The organism is Lentzea sp. NPDC058436 (assembly GCF_042721515.1).
Lineage (GTDB): Bacteria > Actinomycetota > Actinomycetes > Mycobacteriales > Pseudonocardiaceae > Lentzea.
This window is the reverse complement of sequence record NZ_JBHXLF010000003.1, coordinates 519,700-536,360: the sequence shown is the minus strand read 5'-3', so window position 1 is coordinate 536,360 and position 16,661 is coordinate 519,700. Positions and strand designations below refer to the sequence as shown.

15 protein-coding genes are annotated in these 16,661 nt (G+C 68.7%); 9 read left to right on the top strand and 6 right to left on the bottom strand.

Translation table 11 applies throughout. The features are described 5' to 3' along the window. Positions 1 to 51 precede the first annotated feature (51 nt). Positions 52 to 762, top strand: a complete 711-nt coding sequence (locus tag ACFWN2_RS16280) for a LysR family transcriptional regulator substrate-binding protein (protein WP_382428273.1) — start codon at positions 52 to 54, stop codon at positions 760 to 762. Positions 763 to 780: 18 nt separating this feature from the next. Here ACFWN2_RS16280 and ACFWN2_RS16275 read toward each other — a convergent pair whose 3' ends face one another. Next, entirely contained in the window at positions 781 to 1,203 is a 423-nt protein-coding gene (locus ACFWN2_RS16275) for a YciI family protein (protein WP_382428271.1), read from the bottom strand. Positions 1,204 to 1,322: 119 nt separating this feature from the next. On the opposite strand from ACFWN2_RS16275, the gene ACFWN2_RS16270 reads away from it, so the two are divergent. Together ACFWN2_RS16270 and ACFWN2_RS16265 are read left to right on the top strand one after the other, a co-directional pair. Then, complete coding sequence (locus ACFWN2_RS16270) at positions 1,323 to 1,715, top strand: CoA-binding protein (RefSeq protein ID WP_382428269.1); 393 nt, start codon at positions 1,323 to 1,325, stop codon at positions 1,713 to 1,715. A 76-nt stretch (positions 1,716 to 1,791) separates the two neighbouring features. Continuing rightward, complete coding sequence (locus ACFWN2_RS16265) at positions 1,792 to 2,688, top strand: ParB/RepB/Spo0J family partition protein (RefSeq protein ID WP_382428267.1); 897 nt, start codon at positions 1,792 to 1,794, stop codon at positions 2,686 to 2,688. 58 nt (positions 2,689 to 2,746) lie between these two features. Here ACFWN2_RS16265 and ACFWN2_RS16260 read toward each other — a convergent pair whose 3' ends face one another. Further along, positions 2,747 to 3,850 (bottom strand): helix-turn-helix domain-containing protein, encoded by a 1,104-nt coding sequence (locus tag ACFWN2_RS16260; protein ID WP_382428265.1) that lies wholly within the window; start codon positions 3,848 to 3,850, stop codon positions 2,747 to 2,749. A 121-nt stretch (positions 3,851 to 3,971) separates the two neighbouring features. Here ACFWN2_RS16260 and ACFWN2_RS16255 point away from each other — a divergent pair, with 121 nt between their 5' ends. Then, complete coding sequence (locus tag ACFWN2_RS16255; RefSeq protein WP_382428263.1) at positions 3,972 to 4,553, top strand: NUDIX domain-containing protein; 582 nt, start codon at positions 3,972 to 3,974, stop codon at positions 4,551 to 4,553. Between the two features lie 328 nt (positions 4,554 to 4,881). Here the strand turns inward: ACFWN2_RS16255 and ACFWN2_RS16250 are convergent, their stop codons facing one another. Next, complete coding sequence (locus ACFWN2_RS16250) at positions 4,882 to 5,841, bottom strand: hypothetical protein (RefSeq protein WP_382428262.1); 960 nt, start codon at positions 5,839 to 5,841, stop codon at positions 4,882 to 4,884. A 240-nt stretch (positions 5,842 to 6,081) separates the two neighbouring features. On the opposite strand from ACFWN2_RS16250, the gene ACFWN2_RS16245 reads away from it, so the two are divergent. Further along, a complete protein-coding gene (locus tag ACFWN2_RS16245) occupies positions 6,082 to 7,905 on the top strand; it encodes a S8 family serine peptidase (protein ID WP_382428261.1) in 1,824 nt (607 codons plus the stop codon). Here the strand turns inward: ACFWN2_RS16245 and ACFWN2_RS16240 are convergent, their stop codons facing one another. Continuing rightward, a complete protein-coding gene (locus ACFWN2_RS16240; RefSeq protein ID WP_382428260.1) occupies positions 7,906 to 8,526 on the bottom strand; it encodes an L-threonylcarbamoyladenylate synthase in 621 nt (206 codons plus the stop codon). A 100-nt stretch (positions 8,527 to 8,626) separates the two neighbouring features. Between ACFWN2_RS16240 and ACFWN2_RS16235 the strand changes: the two genes are divergently transcribed. Continuing rightward, positions 8,627 to 10,273: a glutamate--tRNA ligase gene (locus ACFWN2_RS16235; protein WP_382428258.1), complete on the top strand. Its 1,647-nt coding sequence runs from the start codon at positions 8,627 to 8,629 to the stop codon at positions 10,271 to 10,273. A 28-nt stretch (positions 10,274 to 10,301) separates the two neighbouring features. Here ACFWN2_RS16235 and ACFWN2_RS16230 read toward each other — a convergent pair whose 3' ends face one another. Both ACFWN2_RS16230 and ACFWN2_RS16225 read right to left on the bottom strand, forming a co-directional pair. Then, positions 10,302 to 11,120, bottom strand: a complete 819-nt coding sequence (locus tag ACFWN2_RS16230) for a hypothetical protein (protein WP_382428256.1) — start codon at positions 11,118 to 11,120, stop codon at positions 10,302 to 10,304. A gap of 9 nt (positions 11,121 to 11,129) precedes the next feature. Further along, positions 11,130 to 11,579, bottom strand: coding sequence for a glycine-rich domain-containing protein (locus ACFWN2_RS16225; protein WP_382428254.1), 450 nt, complete (start codon positions 11,577 to 11,579; stop codon positions 11,130 to 11,132). 154 nt (positions 11,580 to 11,733) lie between these two features. On the opposite strand from ACFWN2_RS16225, the gene ACFWN2_RS16220 reads away from it, so the two are divergent. The 3 genes from ACFWN2_RS16220 to ACFWN2_RS16210 all read left to right on the top strand — a co-directional run bounded on the left by ACFWN2_RS16220 (position 11,734) and on the right by ACFWN2_RS16210 (position 16,657). Beyond that, positions 11,734 to 12,807, top strand: a complete 1,074-nt coding sequence (locus tag ACFWN2_RS16220) for a hypothetical protein (protein ID WP_382428252.1) — start codon at positions 11,734 to 11,736, stop codon at positions 12,805 to 12,807. A 13-nt stretch (positions 12,808 to 12,820) separates the two neighbouring features. Continuing rightward, on the top strand, positions 12,821 to 13,480 hold the full coding sequence (locus ACFWN2_RS16215) for a YdcF family protein (protein WP_382428250.1): 660 nt from the start codon (positions 12,821 to 12,823) through the stop codon (positions 13,478 to 13,480). Positions 13,481 to 14,044: 564 nt separating this feature from the next. After that, positions 14,045 to 16,657 carry an exo 1,3/1,4-beta-D-glucan glucohydrolase gene (locus ACFWN2_RS16210; protein WP_382428248.1) on the top strand — a complete coding sequence of 871 codons (2,613 nt, stop codon included), beginning with the start codon at positions 14,045 to 14,047 and terminating at the stop codon, positions 16,655 to 16,657. The last annotated feature ends 4 nt before the right edge of the window (positions 16,658 to 16,661 follow it).

The window sequence follows — 16,661 nt, the reverse complement described above, 5'->3', positions numbered from 1 at the left end:
GCTGCGACTTCATGCGAAAAGGGTAACGGGCTCGTCCGGTAGCCTCAGCACGTGACCGGATCGTTCACGCTCGCGTACGTCCCAGGCGTGACGCCGGGCAAGTGGGCGCGGGTCTGGCAGGACCGCCTGCCGGAGACCGAGCTGACCCTCGTGCAGGTACCCGTCGCCGAAGCCGCCGCGAAGGTGCGTTCCGGCGAGGCCGACGCCGCGCTGCTCAGGCTGCCCGGCGACCGGGAGGACCTGCACGCGATCCCGCTCTACACCGAGACGAGCGTCGTGGTGTTCCCCAAGGACCACGAGTTCGCCGCGGCGGACGAACTGTCCCTGCGGGACCTGGCGGAGCACGTCCTGTGGCAGCCGCTGGACGACGCGCTGGAGTGGGAGACCGTCCCCGGTCAGGCGCCGGTCGAACGCCCGGAGACCACGGCGGACGCCGTGCAGATCGTGGCGGCGGGCGTCGGCCTGCTGGTCGTGCCGCAGTCGCTCGCGCGGCTGCACCACCGCAAGGACCTGAAGTACGTGCCGCTCACCGACGCGCCGCAGTCCCGCGTCGCGCTGTCGTTCCCGATCCGCGACGAGAACCCCGAGCTGATCGAGCACATGATCGGCATCGTCCGCGGCCGCACGGTCAACAGCACCCGCGGTCCCGCGCCGGAACCGGCGAAGAAGCAGGCGCCCAGGCCGCAGCAGCAGCGACGGGGTCCCGCGCCCCAGCAGAAGAAGCAGCCTGCCAAGCGCGGGAAGACCCGCCGCGGTCGCTGAGGTCCTCTTAGGACCGCGTCACTGGTTCTGGGCGGCGATCTGCTCGCGCATGCGGTCCTCCTGCGCCTGGATCTCGGGCGTCAGCGCGTCGCCGAAGGCCTCGGGGCCGTGGATCTGGCGGATCTCGACCTCGCCCTCGGCGAACGGCGCCTTCTTCAGCCACTCCACGGCGTCCTGCAGCGACGGCAGCTCCCAGATCCAGAAGCCCGCGATCAGCTCCTTGGCCTCGGCGAACGGGCCGTCGATGACCGTCGTCGCGCCCTTGCCGTCGAACCGGACGCGCGCGCCCTTGTCGCTCGCGTAGAGGCCGTCACCCGCGAGCATCACGCCGGCCTTGACGAGCTCCTCGTTGTAGTTGCCCATCTCGGTGAGCTCTTCGGTCGTGGGCATCACGCCGTTCTCGGTGTCCTCGTTGGCCTTGACGATGACCATGAACCGCATGTCGATCTCCTCTGCCTGGTGCGTCCGGTGCGTTTCTACCCAGGCGTCGATCGGACACCCCCGGCTTTCGACCGGCGCGCGACAATTGTGACTGGGGTCACAAGGTTAGTGTTGACGGCATGCGCGAAGACGTCGACTGGATCCTCGAGAACTGCCAGGTCTGGGCCATCGTGGGGCTCTCGGACAACCCGTCCCGTGCGGCCCACGGCGTGGCCCGGTTCCTGCAGCAGCGAGGCAAGAAGATCGTGCCGGTGCACCCGGCCGCCGAGACCGTGCACGGCGAGCAGGGTTACGCGTCGCTCGCGGACATCCCGTTCCCCGTCGACGTCGTGGACGTGTTCCGCCGCTCGGAGGACGCCGGCCAGTTCGCCGACGACGCCGTGACGATCGGCGCGAAGGCCGTCTGGTTCCAGCTCGGCGTGGTGGACGACGCCGCGTACGCGCGTGCGAAGGACGCCGGCCTGCACATGGTGATGGACGTCTGCCCCGCGATCGAGTGGCGCTCCCGTTGAACGAGTAGCTAACCTGGGTTCGTCATCCGGGTACCTGGGGGTCCTGGAGACGATCAGCCTGGGGGCTTGATTTCGCATGCTCGTAGACATCACCGCATTGCGGTCCGCCGAGTCGCCGCGGCTGCGCGGCTGCAGCGACGACTTCGTCCGTTCACTGGCGTCGTCCGGCGCCCACCTGCCACCGATCGTGGTGCACCGCCCGACGATGAAGGTCGTCGACGGCACCCACCGCCTGAAGGCCGCGGCGCTGCGCGGCTGCCGTTCCGTCGAGGTCGAGTACGTCGACGGACCCGCCGAGGACCTGTTCGGGCTCTCGGTGTCGCTGAACCTCTCCACGTTGTCGACCGCCGACCGCGAGGCCGCCGCGCGCAGGCTGCTGCGCTCGCACCCGCAGTGGTCGGACCGGGCCATCGCCGCCTCGACGGGCCTGGCCGCCAAGTCCGTCGGCGTGCTCCGGCGCGCCGTGGGCGGCCAGGCCCCGGTCAGGGTCGGCAGGGACGGCAAGGTCAGGCCGGTCAACTCCGCCGCCGGCCGCCGGCTCGCGGGCCGGATCGTCGAGGAACGCCCCGACGCCTCGTTGCGCGACGTCGCCCGTGCGGCCGGGGTGTCGCCCGGAACCGTGCGCGACGTGCGCCGCCGCCTGAGCGCGGGCCTGGACCCGGTGCCCGAGCGCATGCGTGCGGCGGAACGGGCGGAGGTGGTGCTGCCCACCGCGCGGACCGAGGTGCGCGACCCCGACGCCACCCTGCCCATCCTGCGGCGCGACCCGTCGTTGCGGTTCAACGAGCACGGGCGGCTGGTGCTGCGCTGGCTGGAGACGCACGCGGTGTCGTCCGGCGAGTGGGCGACCGTCGTGTCCGGGGTGCCGTCGCACTGCCGGGAGTTGGTGGCGGACATGGCTCGCGGGGTCGCGGAGTCCTGGGTGGAGATGGCCGAGGCGTTGGAGGGGGAGGGGCGGCGGAAGGCGGTCTAGTCCGGCGAAGGGACAGGTACCAGCGAACGCACGCGTAGACGGAGTCGCAGGACACGTTCTAGTCGAACAGGATCTCGCCGATCTCCCCCGCCACCTCCCGGCCCGCCGCGGGACGCAGGCGCGACAACATCTTGCTGAACGCGGTCAGGTCTATGTGGACGGTCGCGGACTGCACCTGCCGGATGTCGTCGAGCAGGTCGACGACCAGTTCGCAGGCGTGGTCGACATCGCCCGCCGCGGCGTGGGCGAGGGCCCTGCGCAGGCCGAAGCGGGTGCGGGCGCGCAGGGCCGTCGGGGCGATCAGCGGCATCTGGGTGTCGAGGATGGCGGCTGCCTCGGCGTGGCGGCCGAGGTCGTGGAACGTCCAGGCGCGCGTGATGGCCACCTGGTCGATGACACTCGTTGTGCCGTAACGGGATTCGCTCAACACGCGTTGGAGCTCGGCGGCGCGGTCCAGGGCGGCGTGGCAGCGGTCGGCGGCGCCGGCGAGGGCGTAGCCCTGGGCTTCGCGCAGGGCGGCTGCCGCCTGCACGGCGGTCGAACGGGACTTGCCGGCTTCCCGCGCGTAGCCGACGGTGGCGCGGGCATCACCTCGGTACAGGGCGAACTCGGAGATGCGGACGTGCGCCCAGGACGCCAGTTCCGAGTCGCCGCCCTTCGCCGCGTACTTCACGGCGCGCCGGGTGAACTCGGCGGCTGAGGCGTCGTCGCCGCGCTCCTGTTCCATCCAGCCCGCGTACTCCGCGTACCGGGCGGCCAGGAGCCAGAGTCCGCGCCCCAGACCGGGGTCGTCGGCCGACCTGGCCATCGAGCTCAGCGCGTCCACCTGCGGACGCATGCTGGACAGCACCACGTCGGGGCTCAGGCGGTGGCCCAGCGCGCGGTGGTGGTCGAACATCGAGTCGAACGTCAGGAGCGTCGCGTGGTCGCTCGGGATCGGGCGGGCCGGGGCGTCGGCCAGTTCGATCAGGCGACCGTCAGCCTGAAGGACGTCGTCGAAGAGCCTGGCCATTTCGGGGTTCGGGTGAACCTGGCCGTTCTCGATCTTGCTGAGGTGTCCCTTGCTGTACGGTACGAGATCGGTCATCTTGCTGAGCGAGAGCCCGCGCTCGTTGCGCAGGCGGCGAACCTCCTGGGCGAACGTGGGCGGCAACGGCTTCACCCCCTCCCCCCGGAAGTGTGTACGTCGTCAATCAGCCCAAAGCGGAATGTCCATTAATTGGCCTGTGATTGACGATCAACTGGGAGCAACTGGAGCGGTCGGCGATGGTTCCATGTGAGTCATGGTGATGACGCGCTCCGACGAGGCGGCTGGTGTGGTGATGGTCTGGCAGCGCTTGGCGACCAACGTGGTGCACCGGTCACGTTGGTTCGAGGTGCGCTCCGACAGCGTCGTCAGACCCGATGGCGGGCACGGCACCTACACCCACGTGGTGGCGCCGGGGTCCGTCACGGTCCTCGCGATCCAGGACGACGACGAGGTCGTCCTCACCCGCCAGTGGATCTACACGCACGGCGGCACGGAGTGGCGCCTGCCCGGTGGCGCCGTCGACGAGACGGACGCCGATCCGCTGGCAGCCGCACGTCGTGAGCTCGCGGAGGAGACGGGGCTGCGGGCGGGCAAGTGGGAGCGGCTCGGCCAGATCCACGGCGCGGACAGCCTGAGCAACCACGTCGACCACATCTTCCTGGCCACCGACCTCACCCAGGGCGAGCCGGCGCTGGAGCCGGGTGAGGCCGACCTGCGCGTGCGGACCATGCCCTTCTGCCACGCGCTCGACCTGGTCCGCCAGGGCATGCTCCCGCACGCCGGCAGTTCGCACGCGCTGCTCGTCATGGCGCTGCGCCGCACGACCCAGAAATAAAGTGCCCTCAGGGTTTCCTCATTCTGTGTGCAACAGGAAACCCGTTCTCATTCGACTGGCGAAAAGCCACTCTTGGTGCATCGGCGAGAACAACAGCCCGAAAGCCAGTCAGAATGAGAAGGTGAGTTTCTCGATGAGAATGATCTGCTCACTCGCCACCGTTGTGAAAGTTGCCACGATCTGCCTTTTCGTGGGATTCATGGTCGGCAGCGTGTTCATCGCAACGGTGATCTGACTCGATTTCGGACTGCGGTTCTCCCTGGCCATCAAAGGGAGGTGTCAGCCGTGGAACCGCACTTCTGCATCGAGATGATCTGAACGTCTCCGGCTACTCGCGTGGCGTCCACTGCACGCCGTAGCCGCGGCCCTGACGAGGGTGTGGGAACTGCACGTCGATCTCACCGATCTCGTCCAGCGGCAGCGTCTGCGGCCAAGGCGTCAGGTCATCGGTGTCGCGCGCGAGGGCTTCCTCGACGCGCCACACCGATTCCGGTAGGTCGTCCTGGTCGAACCGCACGCGCAACCGGAACGACTCGCACATCCGCTCCGGCCAGAACACGTAGGTCGGACGCATCGACTGTCCTCGCGGCACGCGCACCTCAAGTGCGAACTGGTGCGTTTGTCCCGCGTTGAGGGGTCGGGGCAACCGAAGCTTCATCAGGAACCGTCGAGGGGACGGACGTTCGTGGCCGATGAGCTCGACCCCGTGCAACACCTCCACGTCCAGGTCACCTGGAGCACCTTCGGGCGTGGGTGACGGGATCGTGATCGACCACGCGATCTCGTTGACACCGTCGGTGTCGGCCACCACGGTCCGGCGTTCCGTGCACGCGGGCGTCGGACCGTCCAGCTTCAGCAGCGCGTCGAACTCCTTGACGTGCCACAGTTCCGACGGCGCCACGTGCGTCGTCGAGGGGGCCGGCTGCAGCGCCACTTCCACCAGGCGCTGCAGTCCGGCGTCCATCCTCCTGCGCACGGTGCGCGCGCCGCGGTCCTGCTGCCGCGCGAGCCACTCGATGCGTTCGTTGAGGAACCGGTACTGAGCCTCGTCGTGCAGTCCGAGCGGCGCCAGAACGGCGTGGCGGACCTCGACGGGGAATCCGCGCGTCGCGTTCGCGACCCAGTCGCGCAGTTTCGTGCGCACCGCTTCCGCGCCGTCCGTCTCGACGATGCCGCACACCTGGCGCAACGCCGGTCCGACGTGCAGGTCGATACCGGGAGTCTGGACACCGCGCCCACGACACAGGGTGCGCAGCTCTTCCATCAGCTGCTCAGGTGAGACAGACATCCGTCCTCCGCGCGGAAATGCTTTGCCGGGCATGTCGGGCTTACCTGATCGGACGTTACTCCGGATGCACCATCCGGGTGAACGCGGCTGTGGGCGGGCGAGGGGATTCTTCTACACCGTCCCGCAAGATGATCACCGCCGAACGACTGATGTCCTGACCAGGCCCAAACCGGTAACGTGCTGGTCACGGGCAGTGACTCCCTCCGGTCGCCGCCACCCCTGCCGATGGAGGTTTTCTTAGTGCTGCGCACCATATTGAGTGTCGCCGCGGTGTTCACGCTGCTCAGCGGTGTGCCCGCCGTCGCGGCCCCCGCAGAGGGCGCCTACCTGCTGCAGTTCCGCACCACCCTGTCCGACGGCCAGCGCGACCAGCTCGAAGGCCTCGGCGTGCGGCTCGGCGCGTTCGTCCAGGACGGCACGTACCTCGCCCGCATGACCGACACCGCGCGCGTCTCGAAGCTGAACTACGTGCGCGAGGTGAAACCCTTCCAGGCTCAGCCGCAGGTCATGGCCCTGGGAGGCTCGTCGAACTACCTGATCACGTTGGTCGAGCAGGACGAGCGCGACCAGCGGACCGTCGCCGCGAAGATCAGGTCCCTCGGCGGCAAGGTGAACGAGATCTCCGCGAGCCGTGAGCACATCATGGCCACCCTCGACGCGGGCCAGGCCGCGCAGCTCGCGAAGCTGCCCGCCGTGATCGCGATCGACCCGGTGTCGGCGCCGCAGACCGACATGGCGATCTCCCGGGAGTCGTCCGGCGCCAACTACATCGAGAGCGTCGGCGGCTACAAGGGCCAAGGCGTGCGGGGCGAGGTGATGGACGGCGGCCTGCGCACCACGCACCAGGAGTTCCGCGCCCGCCCGCCGCTGATGCACACCGGCAACTCGTCGAGCACCTCGCACGGCACGTCGACGTACGGGCAGATCTTCGCGTCCGGCGTCTCGTCCGCGCACCGCGGCCTGCTGCCCGAGGCGCAGGGCATCTTCGCGATCTACGGCTCCGGCGACCGCTACGCGCACACCCAGCAGCTCGTCGACCCGTCCGGCCAGTACCGGGCCGTGTTCCAGAGCAACAGCTGGGGCGACTCGCTCACCACGTCGTACAACTCCATCTCGCAGCAGATGGACCGGATCGTGTTCGACCACGACATCCTGATCTGCCAGTCGCAGAGCAACGCGGGCAGCAGGAGCTCACGTCCGCAGGCGTGGGCGAAGAACGTGCTCTCGGTCGGCGGCCACTACCACTACAACACCCTCGACCGCGCCGACGACAAGTGGAACGGCGGAGCGTCGATCGGCCCCGCCGCCGACGGCCGCATCAAGCCCGAGATCTCGAACTACTACGACCGCATCGACACCACGACGTCCACCAACGACACCGCGTACACGACGTCGTTCGGCGGCACGTCCGGCGCCACGCCGATCACCTGCGGCAACGCCGGTCTGATGTTCCAGATGTGGGCGGACGGCGTGTTCGACGGCGGCCCCGGCAAGGGCCGTGACGTGTTCGCCTCGCGCCCGCACGCCGCGACCGCGAAGGCGCTGCTCATCAACACCGCCAACCAGCACGCGTTCTCCGGCACCACGCACGACCAGACCCGCACCCACCAGGGCTGGGGCACCGCGTCCGTCCGCAACCTGTACGACCGCGCGCAGGCGGCCGGCTGGAAGCTGCCGGTGCTGGTGAACGAGACCGACCTGCTCACGACCGGTCAGTCGCGTTCGTACACGGTCGCGTCCGACGGCCAGACGCCGCTGCGCGCGACGCTCGCCTACACCGACCCTGCCGGTTCGCCGACCGCGGCCAAGGCCACGGTCAACGACCTGACGCTGAAGGTCACCGCCCCCGACGGCACCGTCTACTGGGGCAACAACGGCCTGCTGGCCGGCAACTGGTCCACGTCCGGCGGCAGCGCGAACACCGTCGACACCGTGGAGAACGTCCTCGTCGAGAAGCCCACAGCGGGCGACTGGAAGGTCGAGGTCATCGCCACCTCGGTCAACGTGGACGGTCACGTCGAGACTGCGGCGACCGACGCCGACTACGCGCTGGTCGTCTCTTAGTTATTCGAACCGCTCGGGGTCGCCCGCGCCGTAGCGGATGATCTCGGCCTCGCCGCTGGAGAAGTCCACCACCGTGGTGGGCGTGGTGCCGCACTCCCCGGAGTCGATCACCGCGTCCACCACGTGGTCGAGGCGTTCCTTGATCTCCCAGCCCTGCACCAGCGGCTCGGCCTCGTCCGGGAGCAGCAGCGTGCTCGTGAGCAGCGGCTCGCCCATGGCTTCGAGCAGAGCCTGCGTGACGACGTGGTCCGGGATGCGCGCGCCCACCGTCTTCTTCTTCGGGTGCATCATGCGGCGCGGCACCTCCTTCGTCGCGGGCAGGATGAACGTGTAGTTGCCCGGCGTGGAGGCCTTGATCGAGCGGAACACCGCGTTGTCCACCACCACGAACTGGCCGAGCTGCGCGAAGTTCTCGCACATCAGCGTGAAGTGGTGCTTGTCGTCGAGCTTGCGGATCTCCCGAATTCTGTCGATGCCGTCCTTGTTGCCGAGGCGGCAGCCGAGCGCGTAGCAGGAGTCGGTCGGGTATGCGATCAGGCCGTCCTCCTGCAGGATCCGCACGGCCTGGTCGATGGCGCGCTTCTGCGGGTTGACCGGGTGGACGTCGAGGTACTTGGCCATGGCCGAGCAGCTTAGGCCGATCACCGAGGGGCCAGCATTTCGGCTCGCGCACGTTGATAACCTGGGCGTACTTCTTTCCCTGGTTTGGAGACCCCTAGCGATGCTCGACCGTGCCGTCGTCGACGCCCTGTTCCCCTCGGACCTGCCCGAGCCGTCCCACTGGGAGGAGCAGTACCCGCCCCGCGGGTTGGCGGAAGGCGCGAAGGTCACCCGCCTGGGGCCGTCGCCGACCGGGTTCCTGCACATCGGCGGCCTGTACGTCGGCTCGATCGACCGCGACGTCGCGACCCACTCCGGTGGCGCGTACATCGTGCGCGTCGAGGACACCGACCAGGCCCGTGAGGTCGAGGGCGCCGTCGCGCAGTTCAACCAGGCGTTCGAGTACTTCGGCATCCAGCCCGACGAGGCCGACGCCGTGGGCGCGTACGGCCCGTACCACCAGTCGCAGCGCGAGCAGATCTACCTGACGTACGTGCGCGAGCTCGTGCGCTCCGGCCACGCCTACCTGTGCTTCGCGACGAAGGAAGAGCTCGCGGACATCACCGCGCGCCAGCAGGCCACCAAGCTCCCCACCGGCTACTACGGCCGCTGGGCGATCTGGCGCGACAAGACCGCCGAGGACGTCGCCGAGGCGCTGGAGGCCGGTCGCCCGTACGTCGTCCGCTTCCGCTCGCCGGGCAAGGCGGGGGAGCGCACGTCGTTCGTCGACGCCATCCGCGGTCCGCTGGAGCACGACGCCAACCGCAACGACGTGGTGATCCTCAAGGCGTCCGACCAGTCGCCGCGCCTGCCCACGTACCACTTCGCGCACGCGGTCGACGACCACCTGATGCGCGTGAACCTGGTGATCCGCGGCGAGGAGTGGATCTCCTCCGTCCCGACGCACCTGCAGCTGTTCGACGCCCTGGGCTTCGAGCGGGTCGAGTACGCCCACATCGCGCCGCTGATGAAGCAGCAGGGCGGCTCCCGCCGCAAGCTCTCGAAGCGCAAGGACCCCGAGGCCTCCGTCGAGTTCTTCATCGAGGCGGGCTTCCCGGCCCAGGCCGTCCAGTACTACCTGCGCGGCCTGGTGAACGCCCGCCTGGCAGAGCTGCCGCTGGCCGAGGCCCTGGAGTCGCCGATCTCGCTCGCCGAGTGCGGCGTCGCCGGCCCGCTGGTCGACCTGGTGAAGCTCGACGACATCTGCGCCGACTACGTGGCCACCCTGTCCGGCGAGGAGATCATCTCCCGCGTGTCGGAGTGGGCAGCCACCTACGACACCGAGCTGGTCACGGTGCTTTCGGATGAGCGCGACGCCGCTCTGGCCGCCTTGCAGGTCGAGCGCGGGCCCGAGGTCGCGAACCCGCGCAAGGACCTCCGCAAGTGGTCGGACTTCCGCACCGCCTACGGGTTCTTCTTCCCGTCGCTGTTCCCGCTGGTGTCGGACCGCACCGACGAGCGCCTCGGCGGCCTGTCGCCCGAGCTGATCTCCGCGTTCGCCGCGGACTTCGCCGACGGCTACGCCGACCTCGAAGACGGCCAGGAGTGGTTCGGCCAGATCCGCGAGCTCGCGGCGAAGCACGGGTTCGCGCCGAACCCCAAGGAGCTCAAGAAGAACCCGGACGCGTACCCCGGTTCGATCCGCGAGGCGGCGCAGCTGATCCGGGTCGCTTTGACGGGTTCCAAGGCGAGCCCGGACCTGCACGCCGTTGCCCGCACGCTGGGCACCGATGAGGTGCTGCGCCGGGTGCGCGCGCTCGCAGGCTGACGCACGTACGAACGACGGCCCCTGGCTCCTACGGGAGTCGGGGGCCGTTCGCTTTCCGGTGTTCGAACCACCTCCGTGCCGCTTCGGTGGCAGGTGTGCCAGCGAACTTCCGCTCCCACAGGCACACCAGCGAGGCCGCGAACGCGGTGATCGCCTCACCGGGTGCCTTTCGGAACCCGTCGAACTGCGCCGCCCACTCCTCGGCCTGAGCGGGTTCGTGACCTTCCGCGACCAGGCGCACGACCATGAACGCCGGATCGATCCAGGCGGCGCCAGTGCGCCACCACGCCCAGTCGACGACCCGAGCGGTGTCGGCGACGAGGACGTTCAACGGGTTGAGATCGGAATGGACCAGCGTCGAACCGCGCATGTGCTGCGGCGCTCGGATGGCCCACCCGTCGGCCGTCTCGTTCGAGAGTGCCGCACGCCAGTGATCGGCGATCACTCGTCGTCCTACCGGTGGCGTGATCGAGCTGATCTTCCCGACGGTTTTCGCGACGAGCGGGAGATCGGGAGAACCTGGGGAGAGGTCGGCATACCGCCCGGGAACGTGCTCGAACCCGAGCAACAGCCAGCCGTCTCGTTCGACCTGCCACAACAGACGTGGAGCGAGTTCCTCCGGGAGAAACGGGTTCACCTCCGCCTCGTTGCGGTGCATGACCGCTTGAGGACTGTCCGTTCTGCCGCCTTTGCAGAACACCTGCCCGTCGGTGGTGTCCAGCGAGGCGGCGAACGCGGAGTTGCGGCCGACGGACGCGTTTGCCGCGTTCCGCACGAGACCTGCGCGGTCCTGCACGGCCCTGCGCACGTCAGCCGGCAACTCATGCCACTCGAAGCGGCCGTTCATCAGCGTTCCTCAGTTCCCGTCGCCCTGGCCGCAGTCGGTGCAGCCCGCGTGGCACTGCGAGCAGCGGCCATCGTCGCCCAGCCACAGGTCGGCGTGGAACGGCAGCCCGGCAGCCTTGATCGCGTTCACGGTAGGGCTCAGGACGTCCTCTGTCGCGCGACCGACCGGCGCGTCGAACTCGTCCGGCACGTGGTGGATGAACCTTCCTGCCACTCGATCGCAGAAGTCGGCGTAGTCGCGCGTGTTGAGGATGAACTGGTGCCAGCCGAGGTCCACCTGCCTGCTCGGCCGGAACCGGCTGTGCGGATCGGCGGCGCACACCAGGAGGAAGCTGATCGTGTCGGTGATGATCCGGTCGGCCTCGATCACGGTCATCGAGTGTTCGGAGGTCAGTTGGAGGCGTAGCCGGTGCCGCACCTCGGTCGCCACTGCGGACGGGGCACAGGTGGTCGCGGACATCGGCTTCTCCTGGTTTTCGCCGGGTCTTGCGGTCTGCTGAACAGAGTGTTCGTGAACGGATGCGCGAGGAATGAACCGGTGTGGCCCTTCCGTGGCACTTTCGGTGCGCGTGCTGCGGGCACCTGCTTCAGTGAAGCCGGGAGGAGGTCGCCACATGGGGTCACTGGCTCACTGGACGGGCCGCGAGGCCGGCGTGCTCCGCCGCGCTCTGCGGCTGAGCGTGCGGGCCTTCGCGGAGCGCCTGGGCATTGGCATCCGCACCGTCACCAAGTGGGAGTCGCTCGGCGTTCGGACGACGCCGCGCCCGTTCATGCAGTCCATCCTGGACACCGCGTTGTCCACCGCGGACCCGGAGGCCAAGCAGCGCTTCGAGCTGCTGCTGCGACAGGACGGCGGGACGCCGGTGCGCGACTACTACCGCGGTGGACCGAGGGAATGGGACTACGAGACCTGGACCGACGATCTCGGCCGTGCCGCGGCATGCCTGACCCAGCAGGACTTCAAGTTCGCGAGCAGCCTGGTCGACCGCTGGCTGCGGCGCTTCTCACCCCTGGAGCTCGACAGTCACGGCCTGCACCTGCACGCCCGATCCCTGGTGTTGCTGGGCGACCTCCAGCGGGACCAGGGCGACGTGCACGGAGCCCTCTCCGCATCGCACACCTACCGCCGCGCGCACCAGCTGTTCCGCGACCTGGGCATCCCGCGCAGGACAGCGCAGATCGAGCTGTCTCTCGCGGTCGTGGAGGAGATGAACGGGCGGCTCGAACTGGCCGTGGGCAGGTACGAGGCGCTGGCCCACGACTCGCGGCTGAGTCCCCGCGACCGCACTCGCGCCCTCCTGTGGGTGGGAACAGCCCTGAGCAAGAAGGGTGCGAACGAACACGCGATCACGGTCATGGCCGAGGCGATCCGCCGCTTCGAACAGCTCGAAGAGCCCGACGACTGGTCGGTCGCCCACCAGAAGATGGCTTTGGCACACCGCGGCGCCGGGCAACTCGGAGATGCGGTCCGCTACATCGACATCGCACTCGCGAACCGCTCGGACTCGCCGATGCAGCGCGTCCGTCTGCAGACAGCGCAGGCCCACGTCCTGCTTTCTGACCGCGCGACCTCGGCAGGTGGACTCCAACTGCTCGACGAGGCCGCCGGGACGTCACGTAGGTTCGGCATGTCCCATCAGCTCGCCAGCATCGAGGCCATCCGCAGCGCCTTCGAGCACGTGAACTAGGAGCGCATCACCTGTGAGCCAGAGGATCAGCGACGAGCAGCGGCACGACGCGGAGTCCATCTGGGACTACCACCAGATGGGCCACGAGCCGCGTCATGTCGACGTCGCCATCGGCCTGGGCAGCCACGACCTCGGCGTGGCCACCTGCGCCGCCGAGCTGTACCACGCTGGATGGTTCCCGCTGCTCGTGTTCAGCGGTGGCAACAGCCCGACGACGGCCACCCGGTTCCCGAGAGGGGAGGCGGTGCACTACCGCGAGCACGCCTTGTCGCTCGGGGTGCCCGACAGCGCCGTGCTGGTGGAACCGCGGGCGGGCAACACGGGGCAGAACGTGACGCTGTCGCGTGCCCTGCTGGCAGCGAACGGTCATGAGCCGCGCTCGGTGCTACTCATCTCGAAGCCGTACATGGAGCGCCGCGCCTACGCGACGTGCCGCAAGCTCTGGCCGGAGGCCGAAGTCGCCTGTGCCTCGGAGCCGCTGAAGTTCGCGGACTACGTCAGGTCGATCGGCGACGAGAAGCTCGTCATCGACATGCTCGTCGGGGACCTGCAGCGGGTCGTGGAGTACCCGAAGCAGGGCTTCGCGGTGGAACAGGACGTGCCGTCCGACGTGTCCGCAGCCTACGAACGGCTCGTGGCAGCAGGTTTCGACAGCAGGATGCTGCGCCGATAGGCGAAGCCGAGGCACCTGCCACCCAACGCAATGGCGAAGGCGAGGCGTGCCCACCTCGCCTGCGGGGGCAAGCGGTGGTGAAGCAACCCCGACGGCGATTGGGGCTTGACTTTGGGTGCGAGGCGCTACCCTCCCCAACTCGGCCGGGCGCTTTTCAGCCCGGCTTTTACCGGCCGACCAGCGCCTCGCAAGGGCCCCGAAGTCAAGCCCCAATCGCTGTCGTCGCGCAGCGGCGACGACCCGACCCGGCCCGTCAATGCCCACGCGACCACTCGCACAAGGCGACCACACGCACACAAGGCGACCACCCCGCTGGAACCGGAACCGGCTCACGCAAGCCGACCAACCGATGCCCCGCGCGCGAACCACAGACGACCGAATCCCCTGCGCCACACGGGTCAGCCCCACCCGACCCACCAAGCGAACTCACCCAACCGGACCACCCCAAAACCGCACAGGACCGAACAAGCCCGGTATGCCACTTTCGTCCTGAAAGTTTCCGGAACAAAGTCGTGAGAGCGTTCCCATTGACGTGGACGTAACACGCCGTTGAGGATCTGCGGCATGCAATGGAGAAGCACTCTCGCCGCAGTGCTGGGGCTGACGCTCGCCGCCGGCACGACCTCGGCGGCCGTGGCGCAGGACGCGCAGCACTGGCCGCCGAAGCCGCCGAAGCAGACGGTCATCGGGCAGCCGAAGACGCAGAACGGTTGCGCTCGCATCGAGAAGTCCTTGCCGGAGCTCAAGGACTGGCCGAAGGTCGAGAGCCAGCTCACGGGTGACCGCAAGGACGAGGCTCGGATCAAGGCGATCCTCAAGGACATGACGCTGGCCGAGAAGGTCGGTCAGATGACGCAGCCCGAGATCTCCGCGATCACGGCCGCGGACGTCACGAACTACGGGTTCGGGTCCGTCCTCAACGGTGGCGGCAGCTGGCCCGGCGCCAAGAAGAACGCGACGCCGCAGGAGTGGCTCGCGCTCGCCGACACGTACTTCGAGGCCTCGAAGCAGTCGCGCACCAAGATCCCCGTCATCTGGGGCATCGACGCGGTGCACGGCAACAACAACGTCTACGGTGCGACGGTCTTCCCGCACAACATCGGTCTCGGCGCGACGCAGGACCCGTGCCTCATCCGCGACATCAACGAGGCCACGGCCGAGCAGATTCGCGCGACCGGGCAGGACTGGGCGTTCGCGCCGACGCTCGCCGTCGTGCAGGACGACCGGTGGGGCCGCACGTACGAGGGCTTCTCCGAGGACCCGCGCATCACGCGCGCCTACGGCTACGAGGCCGTGAAGGGCTTGCAGGACAACGCGAAGAAGCGCATCGGCGAGGACGGCGTCATCGCCACCGCCAAGCACTTCCTCGGTGACGGCGGCACGACCGGCGGCAAGGACCAGGGCGTCAACGCCTCGTCCGAGAAGGACATGATCAACGTCCACGGCCAGGGCTACTACGGTGCTCTCGCCGCGGGTGCGCAGTCGGTGATGATCTCGTTCAACAGCTGGACGAACGACGTCATCAACGAGGGCAAGGTGCACGGTTCCAAGTACGTGCAGACCGGCATCCTCAAGGAGAAGATGGGCTTCGACGGCCTGCTCGTCGGCGACTGGAACGGCCACGGCCAGGTTCCCGGTTGCACGAACGGCAGCTGTGCCGCGGCGATCAACGCCGGCCTGGACATCCTCATGGTGCCGAACGACTGGAAGGCGCTCATCACCAACACGATCGCCCAGGTCAACGCCGGTGAGATCCCGATCGCGCGCATCGACGACGCGGTCACCCGCATCCTGCGCGTGAAGCTGCGCGCCGGTGTGTTCGAGGCCAAGAAGCCGTCGCTGCGCGAGCACGCCGGTGAGGCGAAGGCGTTGCAGCACAAGGAACTGGCGCGTGAGGCCGTGCGCGAGTCCGCCGTGCTGCTGAAGAACGAGAAGCGCGTGCTGCCGCTGTCCAAGCGCAGCAAGGTCCTCGTGGTCGGCAAGAGCGCCGACAACATCGGCAACCAGACCGGTGGCTGGACGCTGTCCTGGCAGGGCACCGGCAACACCAACGCCGACTTCCCCAACGCCACCAGCATCCTCAAGGGCATCCAGGACACGCTCGGCACCTCGAACGTCACGTTCGCGGAGACCGCGGAGGGCGTGGACCCGAGCCAGTTCGACGCCGTCATCGCCGTCATCGGTGAGACGCCGTACGCGGAGGGCGTCGGCGACCTCGGCAAGCGCTCGTTCGAGTCCGCTCGCCTGCAGCCGCAGGACATCGCCGTGCTGGACAAGGTGTCCGGCAAGGGCAAGCCGGTCATCACCGTCTACGTCGGCGGCCGCGCGCTGTACATGAACAAGGAGATCAACCGCTCCGACGCGTTCGTGGCGGCCTGGCTGCCCGGCTCCGAGGGCGGCGGCATCGCCGACCTGCTGATCAGGGGACGCCACAACGGGTTCAGCGGCAAGCTGTCCTACTCGTGGCCCGGCGAGGCCTGCCCGGCGCTGCCCGGTGAGGCCGCGAAGAAGCCGCTGTTCAAGCTCGGCTACGGCCTGCGCGACTGGGAGACCGGCCGCGTCGGCAAGCTCGACGAGACCAGCCCCGGCGCCCTGTGCTCCGGTGGTGGCGGTGGCACCGCGACCGACGACCTGGAGGTCTTCAACCGCACCGACATCGCTCCCTACCAGAGCATGATCGGGTCGGCGGAGAACTGGGGCGGCACCGTGATCGGCCCCGACGGCCAGGCCTCGCACGCCGAGATCAACGTCGTGCAGTCCGACGTCAACGTCCAGCAGGACGCGCTCAAGACCACGTGGACCGGAACCGGCCCCGCCCAGGTGTACCTGCAGAGCCCGGCGGTCAGCGACCTCCGCGGCTACGGCAACGCCAACGCGGCCATCCAGTTCGACGTGATCGTGCACCAGGCCCCGGCCAACCGCACGGTCATCAGCGCGCACTGCCAGTACCCGTGCATGGCCGAGATCGATGCCACGCAGGCGTTCCGCAACCTCCCGGTCGGGCAGAAGGCGACGGTCAAGGTGCCCGTCTCCTGCTTCTCCGACAAGGGACTGGACCTGGAGAGCGTCAACACGCCGTTCCTCGTCTACACCGACGGCGCGTTCCAGGCCTCGTTCGCGAACATCCGGTGGGTGCCCAAGGCGGGCGCGGATCCGGACGTAATCCCTTGCACGTAAGCAT